Origin of the sequence: Paraburkholderia sp. J63 (genome assembly GCF_905220245.1) — a bacterium.
Taxonomy (GTDB): domain Bacteria; phylum Pseudomonadota; class Gammaproteobacteria; order Burkholderiales; family Burkholderiaceae; genus Paraburkholderia.
In genome coordinates, this window is record NZ_CAJMZF010000032.1 from 1 (window position 1) to 13463 (window position 13463).

17 protein-coding genes and 1 tRNA gene are annotated in these 13463 nt (G+C 64.5%); 7 read left to right on the forward strand and 11 right to left on the reverse strand.

What is annotated here, in order from left to right; genetic code table 11:
* The 7 genes from trfA to U5775_RS27410 all read right to left on the reverse strand — a co-directional run.
* A partial coding sequence (gene trfA, locus U5775_RS27380; RefSeq protein WP_322061242.1) for a plasmid replication initiator TrfA occupies positions 1-601 on the reverse strand: 601 nt, incomplete at its 3' end.
* A 126-nt stretch (positions 602-727) separates the two neighbouring features.
* A complete protein-coding gene (locus U5775_RS27385) occupies positions 728-1021 on the reverse strand; it encodes a DNA-binding protein (RefSeq protein WP_322061243.1) in 294 nt (97 codons plus the stop codon).
* 256 nt (positions 1022-1277) lie between these two features.
* A tRNA-Ala gene (locus U5775_RS27390) sits at positions 1278-1353 on the reverse strand.
* Between the two features lie 87 nt (positions 1354-1440).
* Entirely contained in the window at positions 1441-1788 is a 348-nt protein-coding gene (locus U5775_RS27395) for a c-type cytochrome (protein ID WP_415913668.1), read from the reverse strand.
* A 17-nt stretch (positions 1789-1805) separates the two neighbouring features.
* Positions 1806-2603, reverse strand: coding sequence for a BON domain-containing protein (locus tag U5775_RS27400; RefSeq protein ID WP_322061244.1), 798 nt, complete (start codon positions 2601-2603; stop codon positions 1806-1808).
* Positions 2604-2630: 27 nt separating this feature from the next.
* Positions 2631-3218 (reverse strand): phosphoheptose isomerase, encoded by a 588-nt coding sequence (locus U5775_RS27405; protein ID WP_322061245.1) that lies wholly within the window; start codon positions 3216-3218, stop codon positions 2631-2633.
* A 188-nt stretch (positions 3219-3406) separates the two neighbouring features.
* Positions 3407-3940 (reverse strand): YraN family protein, encoded by a 534-nt coding sequence (locus U5775_RS27410; protein WP_415913665.1) that lies wholly within the window; start codon positions 3938-3940, stop codon positions 3407-3409.
* Positions 3941-3977: 37 nt separating this feature from the next.
* Here U5775_RS27410 and rsmI point away from each other — a divergent pair, with 37 nt between their 5' ends.
* Positions 3978-4871, forward strand: coding sequence for a 16S rRNA (cytidine(1402)-2'-O)-methyltransferase (rsmI, locus tag U5775_RS27415; protein WP_322061247.1), 894 nt, complete (start codon positions 3978-3980; stop codon positions 4869-4871).
* Between the two features lie 205 nt (positions 4872-5076).
* On the opposite strand, the gene U5775_RS27420 is transcribed toward rsmI, so the two are convergent.
* On the reverse strand, positions 5077-5679 hold the full coding sequence (locus tag U5775_RS27420; RefSeq protein ID WP_322061248.1) for a septal ring lytic transglycosylase RlpA family protein: 603 nt from the start codon (positions 5677-5679) through the stop codon (positions 5077-5079).
* A gap of 725 nt (positions 5680-6404) precedes the next feature.
* On the opposite strand from U5775_RS27420, the gene U5775_RS27425 reads away from it, so the two are divergent.
* From U5775_RS27425 to U5775_RS27435, 3 genes are all read left to right on the forward strand, one after another.
* Entirely contained in the window at positions 6405-7082 is a 678-nt protein-coding gene (locus tag U5775_RS27425; protein ID WP_322061249.1) for an MBL fold metallo-hydrolase, read from the forward strand.
* A 60-nt stretch (positions 7083-7142) separates the two neighbouring features.
* Positions 7143-7799, forward strand: a complete 657-nt coding sequence (locus U5775_RS27430; RefSeq protein ID WP_322061250.1) for an exonuclease — start codon at positions 7143-7145, stop codon at positions 7797-7799.
* Between the two features lie 78 nt (positions 7800-7877).
* Positions 7878-8348 (forward strand): Lrp/AsnC family transcriptional regulator, encoded by a 471-nt coding sequence (locus tag U5775_RS27435; protein ID WP_205710056.1) that lies wholly within the window; start codon positions 7878-7880, stop codon positions 8346-8348.
* A 97-nt stretch (positions 8349-8445) separates the two neighbouring features.
* Here U5775_RS27435 and U5775_RS27440 read toward each other — a convergent pair whose 3' ends face one another.
* The 3 genes from U5775_RS27440 to U5775_RS27450 all read right to left on the reverse strand — a co-directional run bounded on the left by U5775_RS27440 (position 8446) and on the right by U5775_RS27450 (position 11299).
* Positions 8446-9642, reverse strand: coding sequence for a cation diffusion facilitator family transporter (locus U5775_RS27440; protein ID WP_322061251.1), 1197 nt, complete (start codon positions 9640-9642; stop codon positions 8446-8448).
* 256 nt (positions 9643-9898) lie between these two features.
* Positions 9899-10207: an H-NS histone family protein gene (locus U5775_RS27445; RefSeq protein ID WP_322061252.1), complete on the reverse strand. Its 309-nt coding sequence runs from the start codon at positions 10205-10207 to the stop codon at positions 9899-9901.
* Between the two features lie 399 nt (positions 10208-10606).
* A complete protein-coding gene (locus U5775_RS27450) occupies positions 10607-11299 on the reverse strand; it encodes a HugZ family protein (protein WP_322061253.1) in 693 nt (230 codons plus the stop codon).
* Between the two features lie 276 nt (positions 11300-11575).
* Here U5775_RS27450 and U5775_RS27455 point away from each other — a divergent pair, with 276 nt between their 5' ends.
* The 3 genes from U5775_RS27455 (at position 11576) to U5775_RS27465 (ending at position 13454) form a co-directional block, all read left to right on the forward strand.
* Complete coding sequence (locus U5775_RS27455) at positions 11576-12793, forward strand: MFS transporter (RefSeq protein ID WP_322061254.1); 1218 nt, start codon at positions 11576-11578, stop codon at positions 12791-12793.
* Between the two features lie 116 nt (positions 12794-12909).
* Positions 12910-13179 (forward strand): CopG family ribbon-helix-helix protein, encoded by a 270-nt coding sequence (locus U5775_RS27460; protein WP_322061255.1) that lies wholly within the window; start codon positions 12910-12912, stop codon positions 13177-13179.
* On the forward strand, positions 13179-13454 hold the full coding sequence (locus tag U5775_RS27465; RefSeq protein ID WP_322061256.1) for a type II toxin-antitoxin system RelE/ParE family toxin: 276 nt from the start codon (positions 13179-13181) through the stop codon (positions 13452-13454). Before U5775_RS27460 ends, U5775_RS27465 begins: the two co-directional genes overlap by 1 nt.
* Positions 13455-13463: the final 9 nt, after the last annotated feature.

Sequence of the window (13463 nt, forward strand, 5' to 3'; positions counted from 1 at the left end):
ATTGAGCTAGCGGCTTTCCGACCAGCGCGCGACGCACATTCCAGTCGATTTGCGTGAATTGGTCCGCTGCGAACAGAGTTTGCAGCTTAGGGCTGACCACGATCACCCATTCCTGGGTTTCGTTGTCCTTGTAGGCCTCATCGATCAGGCCGCCGATGTATGACCACCCGTCCTGCTTGATTTCTACTGCGTTGGCTCTTAGACGGGTGATACGCGTGTGCAGCACCCTACGGTTCTTGCCCGTGTCAGTCTTGCCCATAAGCTTTAGCAGCGCGTAGGACGTTACACGGCACGGCACCCCCAGCGCCTGAAGGCGCAAGACGTGGAGCACGCTTTCCCACCCATCGAGGTCGCCCTGGTCAAGGCGTTCGCCAGTGTAAAGAATTGTCAGACCGTCGAGCGTTGTCACCCGCTCGCCCGACATATAGCGGCGCCGTCCCTTGGCGATAGCGCCGAACAGTGCTGACCGCAGGAAGCCGTTGGGCACGCCCCGCACAAAGTCCGGCCAACGCGGCAACTGAACCACGTCGTGCGGAAGCGGTGCGCCGGGCAGCTTGTTGCGCTTTTCACTGGCGACCCGCTCTCGGTGCTTCTTCTGCAATTCCGCGACGCGTGCGACCAGTGCATCAACCGAGTGGCGCTCCGAATCGCCGCCTGCGCCTGTTGGTCCCCGCCCAAGCACGGGTGTGCGGACAGCGCGGCCCCTCAAATCGTCAAGCGGCATGACTCACCACTTGACGTCGCTATGCGCGCGCTTGGCTACCGATTCGGCTTTGGTTGGGCGGCCCCGCCGACGCTTTTCAGGTGAAGCCAGTTCCGTCACGTTGGGAGAGTCGGCGCCGGTGACGTGTAGGCCAATCCATCTCTCTACATCTTCAGCGCGCCAAAGAAGGCGCTTCGTGTTGGGAAGGCGGCAGATCGGCGGAAGGGACTGCGGATTGCGCGTCGCATCGCTGCGGATGCTGGCGACAGATTTCTGTAGATGCTCAGCGAGCTGATCGACCGTGAGTAGCGCTTGCATGGACATTGGCCCTTATTTCCGCCATGTCACATTTGTGCACACAGCGGCGTTGGTTAGCTGATGTCTGCAAGGTTGACTCTTAGGGTCACCGAAATCTCGGTAGAGACGTGAAGTGTTTTCTACCAATGGGCTGCGCGATCTCGACCCACTGCGCGGCGCCACAAATTTGCCACATCTAGTGTGCAAAAACCTGCGCCAGAATGCAAAACAACGCACTACATCGCAAGACGTAGTGCGTTGTTTTTATTGGAACTTTTGGTGGAGCGGATGAGGATCGAACTCACGACCTTCGCATTGCGAACGCGACGCTCTCCCAGCTGAGCTACCGCCCCACTATCCAAAAGATTCTAGCACAGCAACTTCCGCTTGTGCCAAGCGCCAAAATTGCGCGACATCAACCCCCCAGAGCCTCAAGAAAGCTATTTGGATGAACCCGGCGCCCCAGCCAGCACCCAAGCCACGACATCCCGAATATCCCCCGCACTCATAGCAGGATGCGAGGGCATAGGAATCGCCCCCCAAACCCCGGCCCCCCCATCACGCACCTTCTTCTCGAGCTTGGCCTGCGCCCCGGCATCGCCCTTGTACTTCGCGGCGATATCTTTAAACGAAGGCCCAACAAGCTTCCGATCCACCGCATGACAGCCCATACAGGCATTGGAACGCGCAATAGCCGCCCCATCGCTACCAGCAGCAGCAAAAGCCAAAGACGACGCCCCCAACAACCCAACGAGCATCGCTCCAGCCATCCAACGCCCACGCATCATAAAAGCCCGAGCGACCATCACATCGCTGCCCCATTGCCACCGGCTGGCGCGGGCTCCGTCACCGGCGCAGGCGCCTGGTGTTGCGAATCGAGCGGCCTCGAGCTGACGTCCGCATCAGGCACAGCCCCCACCGTCGGCGCATCGGCGGCACTAACAGGCGCCGGCGTCGGCGCATTCCCGTTCGCCGCTCCATTCGCCACCATCGCCTGCTCCGGCTGAATATACTGGTAGCACTTCACCACCTGCATCACGCCCGGCACCGTGCTCGCCGCAGTGGCAGCGGTGCTGCCTTCCTGCATGGTCACGAGCCCCATCAGATAGACAACGCCGCGCTCGCTCACCACCTTGAAGTTGTTCGCCGAGATGTCCTTGTACAAGACGAGCTCGCTCTTCACGCGCCCTTCGAGATACGAGTCGTTGGCACGCGACGAGAACGAGCTCGCCGGCGACACCGCCAGTTCGTTGAGGATCGAGCCGACGTTCGGAATCGCCCGCACGATGCCCTCGGCCTTCTGCTTCGACGCATCGTCGGGCACTTCACCCGTCAGCAGCACGCGCTGATTGAACACCGCCACGTTCACGTGCGAAGCATCGGGCAGCCCATCGTTCAGGTCCTTGAGCGCCTTCACCTGGATCTCGCGGTCTTCGGTCTGCGAGCCCACCGTGCGCCGGTCGGTCGCCACCAGCGCCGTCCCGCCCGCCGCCGCGCCCGCAACGGCGAGGAAGCAGCCCTGCAGGTTCGCGCACAGCGAGGCCGCGAAGCCGATCGTCAGCGTGGTCCGGGCCAGCGCACGCGTCATGCTGTTTCTGATCATCAACTCCCTCTCCTTCGTCCTTCGGTGTCAGTCGTCGCCCAGCAGCATCGCGTCGATGCCGTCGCACAGGCAGTGGATCGTCAGCAGGTGTACTTCCTGGATGCGCGCGGTCCGCTCGGACGGCACGCACAGGTGGATGTCGGTGTCGGCGAGCGCGTCGTTGACCATGCCGCCGCTCTTGCCGGTCAGCGCAATCACGATCATTTCGCGCTCGTGCGCTTCTTCGACGGCGGCCAGCACGTTCGCCGAGTTGCCCGAGGTCGTGATGGCGAGCAGCACGTCGCCGGGCTGGCCGAGCGCGCGGACCTGTCTCGCGAACACCTGGTCGTAAGCGTAGTCGTTCGCCAGTGCCGTGAGCACCGATGCATCAGTCGTCAACGCAAGCGCGGGCAGGCCCGGGCGCTCGCGCTCGAATCGGCCGATCAGTTCGGCGGCGAAGTGCTGGGCGTCGGCGGCCGAACCGCCGTTGCCGCATGCGAGAATTTTGTTGCTGTTCGCCAGCGCGGCGAACATCGTATCGACCGCGGCGGCAATCGGCACGGCCAGGGCTTCCATCGCGGCGAGCTTGAGTGCTGCGCTGTCGCGAAAGTGCTGTTGAATTCGTTCGACGGACATCGACTCTCTAATCTGTACTGCGTATATCGCGAATATTCCGCGTGAATGCGGTGTGGCGCAAGTTTAGCGCACTCAAGCCCATTCTCTTCCGGCGTTCTTTTCTGTACGCGCTTTCCAGACCGCTTTTTTCGCGCGCGTGACCTCATGTGAAGGCGCGCGGTCATACCATCCGGTTACGCTTCGCCCGCTTATCGCCCGTCTTCGCGAAACGCGTCGCGCAGCCACGTGAGGCGTCCGCCTTCGAACGTCACCACGTCGAAGCGGCACGCGGGCGGCAATGCTTCCCGCGTATGCGCACACATCCCCACGTTCGCCAGGTAATAGCGCGCCGCGCGCAGGATGCGTTGCTGCTTGTGCCAGCCCACGCTCGCTGCCGCGCCGCCGTAACCGTGCCGCGTGCGTGCGCGCACTTCCACGAAGACGAGCGTGCCGTCGCGGTCGCGCATCACCAGGTCGATCTCGCCGGCCCGGCAATACACGTTGCGCGCGACCAGTGCGAGGCGTTGGCGCTGCAGGAATGCGAGTGCATGCGATTCGAAGCGCGCTCCTGCTTCGCGGCGTTCGCCCGCGCGCGCTCCGGCGTTGGACCGGGCTTGTGCGGAAAAGTTGTCGCGCCGCGTATCTGCGCGCGCCTTGTTGCCCACGTCCGCATGCGAAACCCGCGCGCCTGCCTCGCGACGCGGCACGTCCTGTGCCGCCGCGCGCTCCCCTGCGTGGCACAATGTCGGCCTCTTTTCCTGCGTTCGCGCGCTCCGTGTCATGACGTCCCTCCTCGAACTCGCCCAGGTCCAGCAGTATCCGGCCGCCACGCTGTACGTCGTGGCGACGCCCATCGGCAACACGGCCGACATCACCTTGCGCGCGCTTCACGTGCTCGGCCTCGTCGATCGCATCGCGGCCGAGGACACGCGCAACACGGGCCAATTGCTCGCGCGCTACGGCATTTCGAAGCCGCTCCTCGCCGTGCACGAGCACAACGAGCGCGAGGCGGCGCTGCGCGTGATCGAGCATCTGCGCGCGGGCGAGCGCGTGGCCTGCGTCTCGGACGCGGGCACGCCAGGCATCTCCGACCCGGGCGCAAAGCTCGTCGATGCCGTGCGCGCCGCCGGTTTCCAGGTCGTGCCGCTGCCGGGGGCGAGCGCGCTCGCCACGGCGCTTTGCGCGGCGGGCGACTGGGTCGCGACGTTCACGTTCCTAGGCTTTTTGCCGCCCAAGCCGAAGCAACGCGCGGCCGCGCTGAAGCCGCTCGCCGATCATGCGCACGCGATGGTGTTCTACGAGGCGCCGCATCGCATCGTCGAGACCGTGCAGGCGCTCGCCGATGCGTTCGGTCCGGCGCGGCGTCTGTTGATCGCCCGCGAATTGACGAAGTTACACGAGGCGCTCTGGTGCGGCACCCTGGCCGAAGGGCCAGCGTGGCTCGCCGCCGATGCGAACCGTCAGCGCGGCGAGTTCGTGCTGGTGGTGGAAGGCGCAAGCGCGCAGGTGTCCGGCGAGGCCGATCACGATGCGCTGCTGCGCGTGCTGCTCGAAGAAGTGCCGGTGAAGGGCGCGGCGAAGATCGCAGCGGCGCTCACGGGTGCGTCGCGCAATGCGCTCTATGCGCGCGCGCTCGAGCTGAAGAACGAAGGCGGAGAGGAAGAGGCCGACTGAGCCGTCACAGGCAAACCGACCGGCAGTGGCATGACTGGCGCGCCGGGTTGAACGACGGACGCGGTCATCAGAAAAGCCGAATGGCCGCCGAAGGCGGCCATTCGGCCATATAGACACATGGAGCTTGTGAGCCGTCCGGTGCGCGCCACGCGCCAGCACGGACGAAACCCATGGAATCGATCATGCGCTTTTAGCGCAGCGAATCTCAGTTGCCGTTCGAGTTCGCCGCCACCATTTCCGCTTGCGCAGCCTTCGCTTCCTGGCGCGAGAGGCCTTCGATATCCACCTTGGCGGTGCCCGCGTGCTGGAGGCCCAGCACCTTCGCCGCCGCATAGGACAGGTCGAGAACGCGGCCACGCGCGTACGGCCCGCGGTCGTTGATCTTCACCACGACCCACTTCGAGGTCGCGGGCACGCTCACGCGCACGTAGGAACCGAGCGGCAGCGTACGGTGCGCGGCGGTCAGCGCCCGCATGTCGAAGCGCTCGCCGCTCGCGGTCTTGCGGCCGTGGAACGCACGGCCGTACCACGAGGCGCGGCCGGTCTGGTGGAACGAGGCAACGTCCGGCGCGTTATCGTCGATCGGTTGCGCGTCGGCGAGCGAGTTGTCCTTGCCGGCGCCCGATGCGGGCAGCGCCCCGAACGCGGAGCCATAGCTCTGCGGTGCGGCGAATGCGGTGTGCGCGTCCTTGGTGCTGAGCGCGTTGCCCTGCGCCTGGTCTTGCGGACCAGGCGGCATGGCACAACCGGCCAGCACGGACACGGCTGCGAGACTCCCGAGTCGTCGTCGAGAAAGTCCGAAGTTCATAAATTTAGCCATCACGTTTCGGGGCCGTCCCGCGCCTTGGTTGCGCGTTCGTGGTTGGCCCCGGCGGTCGCAGGCAAAAGAACACCCCACCCGCCGATCGATGAAAAACGGCGAGCGAATGCCCATACCCGGATGCGGCCCTATTTGCCGCTAACCGCTGGTTTTCTTTCACGTCTGGCGCAGCCTGTCCCCGGCAGCCTGACCAGACCCCACATGCCGCCATCGAACGCGATGTACACGTTCAGGCACGCCGGTGACACACGGCGTACAGGAACGGCGGCGTAGGCCCCACCCAGCGTCACGGCAGCAAGTCCGTGGCAGGCGCGTGGCGCCTGGCTGGGCAAGACGTGCGGTGCCGAACGAATCGGCACCTGATTTGCCGTCTTGTAAGGCAGCCTGTTTAGCCAGCCTTGCTTGACGGCACTGCTTGACGGCGATGTATCGCGACCCATTTTTTACTGCGGGTCACATCGCCCAGTGAATGCACGCGTAAACGTGCTTGATGGAGCGCATTATACCTAAAAGTAATTCTTGCCATCCTTACCCGGTACAAATCTCCATGATTTTTCCCTATTGATGCAACAAAGCCGTTTGGCTCCAGCGCCCGCCGCCTTGTCTGACAAGGCGCGCGGACGGCCCTCGGCAGGCGCGGGCGACGTCTTGCGCGCCCCGGTACAATCGGGGTTTTGGCCTGCCCAGAACCCCATCATCCACGAGCCGCGCGCATGAAAGTCACGCTGATCCCCGTCACGCCGTTCCAGCAAAACAGTTCGCTCCTTGTCTGCGAAGCCACGGGGCGCGCCGCCGTCGTCGATCCGGGTGGCGATCTCGATCGCATCGAGGCCGAGATCGCGCGTCAGGGCGTGCAGCTCGAAAAAGTGCTGCTCACGCATGGCCACCTGGACCACTGTGCGGGCGCGAAAGAACTCGCCGAAAAGTTCGGTGTGCCGATCATTGGTCCGCACGAGGACGAGCGCTTCTGGATCGATCAGTTGCCGCAGCAGAGCGTGCGCTTCGGCTTTGGCCATGCGCAGGCGTTCGAGCCGGCTCAGTGGCTCGCGGACGGCGACACCGTGCAGTTTGGCGACGAGAAGCTGGAGGTCTATCACTGCCCGGGGCATACGCCCGGGCACGTCGTGTTCTTCAGCCGCCAGCATCAGATCGCGCTCGTGGGCGACGTGCTGTTCGCAGGCTCGATCGGCCGCACCGATTTTCCGCGCGGCAATCATGCGGACTTGATCCGCTCGATCCGGGAGAAGCTCTGGCCGCTCGGCAACGACGTCACGTTCGTGCCGGGCCACGGCCCGGTGTCGACCTTCGGCGAGGAGCGCCGCACCAACCCTTACGTCGCAGACAGCGTGCCCGGCGTCTCCGCCGGCGCGAGCGCGGCGCCCTGGGGCTGAGCGCCGGGCCAACCCACCCGCGCGGGCCGTCACGCCTCAAACCGTCAACGAATCCAGCCCATGAATCCAGCGAATCAAGCCGCCATTGAAGAGATCTACGTCAGCACCGACGTCGAGGCCGACGGGCCCATCCCCGGCCCCCATTCGATGCTGAGCTTCGCGTCGGCGGCCTATACCGCCGACAAGCGCCTGATCGCCACCTTTTCGGCGAATCTCGTCACGCTCGAGGGCTCGGCGCCGCATCCGGTGCAGGCCGCCTGGTGGGAGACGCAGCCCGACGCGTGGGCCGCGTGCCGCAAGGATCTGCAGGACCCGGCCGCGGCGCTCAATACCTATGTGGAGTGGGTGGAGGCGCTGCCCGGCAAGCCCGTGTTCGTGGCTATGCCCGCGGGCTTCGATTTCACCTTCATGTTCTGGTACATGATGCGCTTTGCGGGCCGCTGCCCGTTCTCGTGGTCGGCGCTCGACATCAAGACGCTCGCGTTCGCCATGACGGGCCTGCCGTACCGCAAGTGCATCAAGCCGCGCTTTCCGAAGCACTGGTTCGACGATCATCCGCATACCCATGTCGCGCTCGACGACGCCATCGAGCAAGGCGCGCTCTTTTGCAACATGCTCGCCGATCTGCGCGCGCAGCAGGCGGCGCCCGAAGCGGCCGCCACGTCCGATGATGGGGACGCCTCAGGGCAAAAAGCCGCTACTAGGCCGGCAAATTAGGGAATCTCCCTCGTCAGGTGCGGTTTGCATTGCGTTTCGTTTTCCCGGCCTCTAACATTCGGGAATACGGCGACGCACATGGAGGCGCATTTGACACTCGATACGTTCTCTCAGAAGATCCTGCGCCTGTTGCAGCTCGACGCGCGCCGTTCGGTGCAGGAAATCTCCGATCAGGTGGGTCTGTCCAGCACGCCGTGCTGGCGCCGCATCAAGGACATGGAACAATCGGGCGTGATCCAGCGCTACACGGCGCTGCTCGATCGCGAGAAGCTTGGCCTGCACGTCTGCGCGCTCGCGCATATCCATCTCACGCGGCACACCGAAGGCGGCGTCGAGGAGTTCGAGCGCGAGATCGCCACCTGCCCCGAAGTGACCGAGTGCTACAGCACGACCGGCGAATCGGATTACATCCTCAAGATCGTCGCGCCCGACATCAAGGCCTACGACGCTTTCCTGCACGAGCGCATCTTCCGCATTCCGGCCGTCGCGCAGGTGCGCACGAGCGTCGTGCTTCGCGAAATCAAGTTCGATACGCAATTGCCGCTTTGAGCGGCGGCTCGGCGCGCGGGAACGCGCAGGCTCGCGGCGCCTGCGCGTTCGCGGGCGTGCGTGCTCCAGTGCCCACTAACGACGCGGCCGCAACGAATCAGCCACGCGCGCCGCGCGAAACCCTTGCCGATCCCGAATCCGCCGACGACGCTGGCGCCGGCGTCGCGGCCTGCACGGCCTCCAGCTTGCTCGCGCCGAGCTTGCGCGCGAGCGTCTGCATGTCGACGTCGTCGAGACGCCGCGCATCGCCTTGCGTCGAGAGCACGACCTGAATTTCGAGCCCCGTGCTCAGGTAATGGAGCGTCACCGCCTCCACGCGTATGCCGTGCGCCGCGAGCGCCTCGCGCAGCGCGTGCGCGACTTCGCTGCGCGGCGGCAAGTTCGCGACCGAGCGCACGTGCATGTCGTCCTCGGGATCGACGTGGATCAGCGCGTCGAGCACGCGCGGGTCGGTGAGCAAACGCGCGCGCGCCGTCTCCGCGATGTAATGCCCCTCCGACACCGAGATGAACGGATCGACAAGGATATGCGCATCCACGAGCGCGAGGTCGCCGGTCTTGCGCGTGCGCATTTCATGCACGTCGAGCACGCCGGGCGTGCCGAGCAGCAGCGTGCGCAGGTCGGCCGTGGTGGCGTCGTCGAGCGCGCGATCGGAGAGGTCCTGCAGCGCGTCCCAGCCGAACACCCAGCCCATGCGCGCGACCATGAAGCCGACGATGGCCGCCGCGATCGGATCGAGCAGCCGCACGCCCATGAGGCTGCCCACGATGCCGATGGCGACCACGAGCGACGACGCCGCGTCCGAGCGCGCATGCCAGGCGTTGGCGATCAGCATGGCCGAGCGCACGCGCTGCGCCTCGCGCAGCATGTAGCGGAACAGCGTCTCCTTGGAGACGAGCACGAGCACGGCCACCGCGAGCGCACTCGCATGAACCGGCGGAATATCGCCGAGATGGGCGATGCGCGTGCCGGCGCGCGCGAGCATGCCCACGCCCACCGCAATCAGTAATGCGCCGAGAAATAATGAAGCAACCGTTTCATAACGGCTATGACCGTAATTATGGTCGGCATCCGGTTTTGCACCGCTATGGCGGTTCGCGAGCAACACGACGAAATCGGAAACGAGATCGGAAAGCGAATGAATGCCGTCGGCGATCAAGGCCTGCGAATGCGCAAACACGCCGACTGCGATTTGCAGCACGACCAGCACGGAATTGAGGGCGACGCTGACAAGCGTAGTCTTGCGCGCGACGCGCTGTTTTTCCGATGACGATACGGCAGTGGTTGTGGACATGCGAACAAAACGCGAACGGGGAATAGTCGCGATTGTAATGGCCCTACCATGACCAATTGGAGATAACCTTGAAAACTTCTTTTAAATCAGGCAACTACGAGAACACTTCGCATTCGCGTTCAACTCGCGCAGGGCAATACTGAAAGGTATCAGTAAGAAGGAAACAAAAAAGCCGCGCAAGTCCCCGTGACGGCGCGGCTTTTTCGCTCGGCGGGCCGCAGGGCCCCATGCCAGAAGCTAAATACTGGGAAGCGATTTACTTCTGAATCAGGTATTTTTCGCGGTCCTGGCCGGCGATCCAGCGCGGCGGCTTGCCGCGGCCCGACCACGTGCTCCCGCTATCCGGGTCGCGATATTTCGGTGCAACGCTTGCGCGCGAGCGGCTGGCTGCCTTGGCGCCTTTACCGGCTGCACGGCCGCCGCCGAGTTCGGCTAGCGTAATGCCATAGTCGGCCATTTTCTGCTTGATCTCGTCGAGGACTTCGGCATATTCACGTGCCTTTGCCTCTTCAATCTGCTTCTCCAGCTTTTCTCGCTGTGCGAGGAGTTCCTTGTAGGAAGACATAGGTATCCTGGTGGTTTGCTAATTAATGGCTACCGATCTTGAGTCAGTATGCCGATTGACAGGTGATTCGCCTCGGAAATTGCAGGCGAGATTAACACAGAATCGAATGTCGCGAAAAGCGCGGGCAATAAAAATAATTAAAATGTTTTACGCATTCTTCAACGCTGCGTCAGCTCTCGAAGAGCTTTCATTTCGTGCAAATCGGCGCTTTTACCCAATTCGCCTTTTTCCAGATAAATCCGGCTCTCATAATTCGCAGGGCGTGAAAATTAATTGAGAAAAAACGTGCAAACATTTCATCTCATGCGAGCTTTTGCCGGGGCCGACTTATTATCTCGAAAGTTTGCAATGCACTATGAGTGGCAGCAGACAGCGTCCGCCACCCTGTCGCAGAAATAGTCAGCTCGCATGCCGCGCGAGGCAATCGGCTAGCACGGCATGCAAGGATTGTGTGTCCCGTTGCGGTGCCTCGAAAACATAGCGCGTGCGTATACCGTCAATCGCGAGATCGGCGCCGTAGCGATCCACGCCGAGCAGCACGAGCGCGTCGCGCCGTAACGGATGCGTCTCGAAGAAACGAATCAGCGCGTCTTCCTCGTCGGCGGCGAGCGGATCGAGCGTGTCGAGATCCGCGCCGTCGAGCCAGCCCATCGCACCAAAGCCGCCGATATAGCGCAGCCGCTCCACGCGCATCGTCCAGAACGTGAAGTCGCCGAGCGCGAGATAGCGCGCCGCGTCCGGGTGGTAGCGCAGGTAGCGGCGCGCGAGCGGCGCCTCGGGGTTGGCGCTGGCGTCGGCGTCGCCCGGTTCGAACAGCCCGAGTAAGGTCATGCGCGGTGCGCTCAGCACGTCGTCGGGCATGCCCGCGCCGCTCATCTGCGCGACGAGAAAGCCCGCGCGCGGATCGTCCTGCAGATTGCGCGTGTGCTCGGCGAGCCGGCTCACGAGAATGACGGGACGATGCCGCGCATCGGGCGCGAAAGGCAGCAGCGTCGGATACGGAAAGCCGAGCGGCTCGCGCGTATGGGTCGCAAGCGTGCCGGTGGAAGTCTGATGCAGCAGATGGAGCGGCGCGTGAGCGGGGATCTTCAAGGCAATGTCCTCGATCGATGGGTTTTCGATGCGCTATCGACGCACTATGGCGCGTTATCAACGGATTATCGCGGTGCGCGACCGCAGCGAGACGAAAACCGCCAGCCTGGATCGAGCCGCGCGCACATCGCGCCATTCCACTATTAGAGCAGGCCGGAGCGCCGCAAGCAGCCCGCGCGCGCCTTCGCTAGAATTTCCCCTTGCCTTTCAAAAAGCTGATTCGCGAGCCGTTCCCGAGCCGTTCGGCCTCGCTCTCGCCCAACGCCAGGATTTCCCGTGTCCGACCGCCCTTCCGAACCGGCACTCGCCGTGCCGCCCCATGCCGTCCATCGCGCGCTGCCCGCCGCCACGCGCCAGCGTGCGCGCATTGCGACCATGGCGCTGTTTTTCATCGCCGGGATGATGTACGCGTCCTGGGGCGTGCACGTGCCCACGGTGCGCGACAAGTTCCATCTGGACGCCGCGCTGCTCTCGTACGCGCTCTTCGCCGTGGCGGGCGGCTCGATCGCGGCCATGACGACCATCGCCGGCTGGATCGCGCGTGCCGGCACGCGCCGCGCGTGCCTCACGGGCGGCCTCACGATGTCGGTATGCGGCGCGCTGATTCTCGTCGTGCCGTATTACTGGATGCTGCTCGTCGTGCTCGCCGCGTTCGGCATGGGCATGGCCACGCTCGACGTCGCCATGAACGCGGAGGCGAGCGCCGTCGAGGAAGCCATCGGCCGGCCGATCATGTCGTCGCTGCACGGCATGTTCAGCCTGGGCGGCATGGCCGGCGCGGCCATTGGCGGCGCGTTGCTCGCGCGCGGCATGGCGCCCGCGCTGCATCTGCTGCTTGCCTCGGCGCTGGCCGCGCTCGTGCTGCTCGTGTCGTGCCCCGCCGTGCTGCCGCACGTGCCGCACGCCACCCACGGCGAGCACGCGCGGACCGGCAACCGCTGGCGCACGCCCGCGCTATGGGCGCTGGGCGGCATCGCGCTCATCGCGCTGATCGCCGAAGGCGCGATGTACGACTGGGCCACGGTCTATATGCGCGACGTCGTGGTCTCGACGCCCGCGCTCGCGAGCGCCGCCTATGCCGCGTTCTCGGGCGGCATGGCCGCCGCGCGCTTCGCCGGCGACGCCGTGCGCGCACGCTTCGGCGCGCCGCAGCTCGTGTTCGCGAGCGCGTCGCTCGCCTGCGCGGGCATGATCGGCGCGCTGCTGCTGCCGTATTCGTTCTCCGCGCTCACGGGTTTCACGCTGATGGGCCTCGGCCTTGCGAACATGATGCCGGTGCTGTTCGCCGCCGCCGCGCGCGTGAAGGGCATCCATGCCGCCGAGGGCCTCGCGCACGTGGCCGGCATCGCTTATTTCGGACTGCTGTTCGGGCCGGTCGTGATCGGCGGCATCACCCAGGTGACGAATCTCACGGTCGGGCTCGCGGTCGTCGCGCTATGCGCCGCGCTCGTGGCGTTCGCGGGGCCGAAGGTGCTCAGGCGGCTGGGGATTTGAGGGGGGGCCGTCTACCGGATCAAACCTTCGGGGCAAAATGGCCAGCGCGAGCGCATGCTGGTCGGACTTGGGTTCGGTATCATCGAAAACGAATCGCTACTTTTGGGGAGCCACAGATGACTCAACTCGAAACCCGCACGTTGATGGCAAACGTGCCGATGCCTCTCGCCGAGAAAGTCGATCAGTTAGCCGAGCGGCTGGAGCGCTCGCCCGGCTGGATAGTCAAGCAAGCGCTATCGGCCTGGATCGACCAGGAGGAGGAGCGGGAGCGCCTGACACGCGAAGCACTTGCGGACGTCGACGCGGGCCACGTCATCGATCATCAGGCGGTGCAGGCATGGGCCGATAGCCTCGATACCGATCACCCGCTGCCGGCGCCCCGCTGATGGAACTGAAGTGGACCGGTAAAGGGTTGGCGGATTTGACGCGGCTCTACGAGTTTCTCGCGCCGGTCAACGAACCGGCTGCCGTCCGCGTCGTGCGCGCCCTGACCGACGCGCCAAAGTTGCTCATCGCCAATCCGCGTATAGGCGAAAAACTGTTCGAATTCGAACCCAGGGAGGTACGGCGCTTACTCGTCGGTCATTACGAAATGCGCTATGAGATTCGTGACTCGACCGTCTATGTTCTGCGCTTGTGGCATACACGCGAAGATCGCTGACAGTCAGTT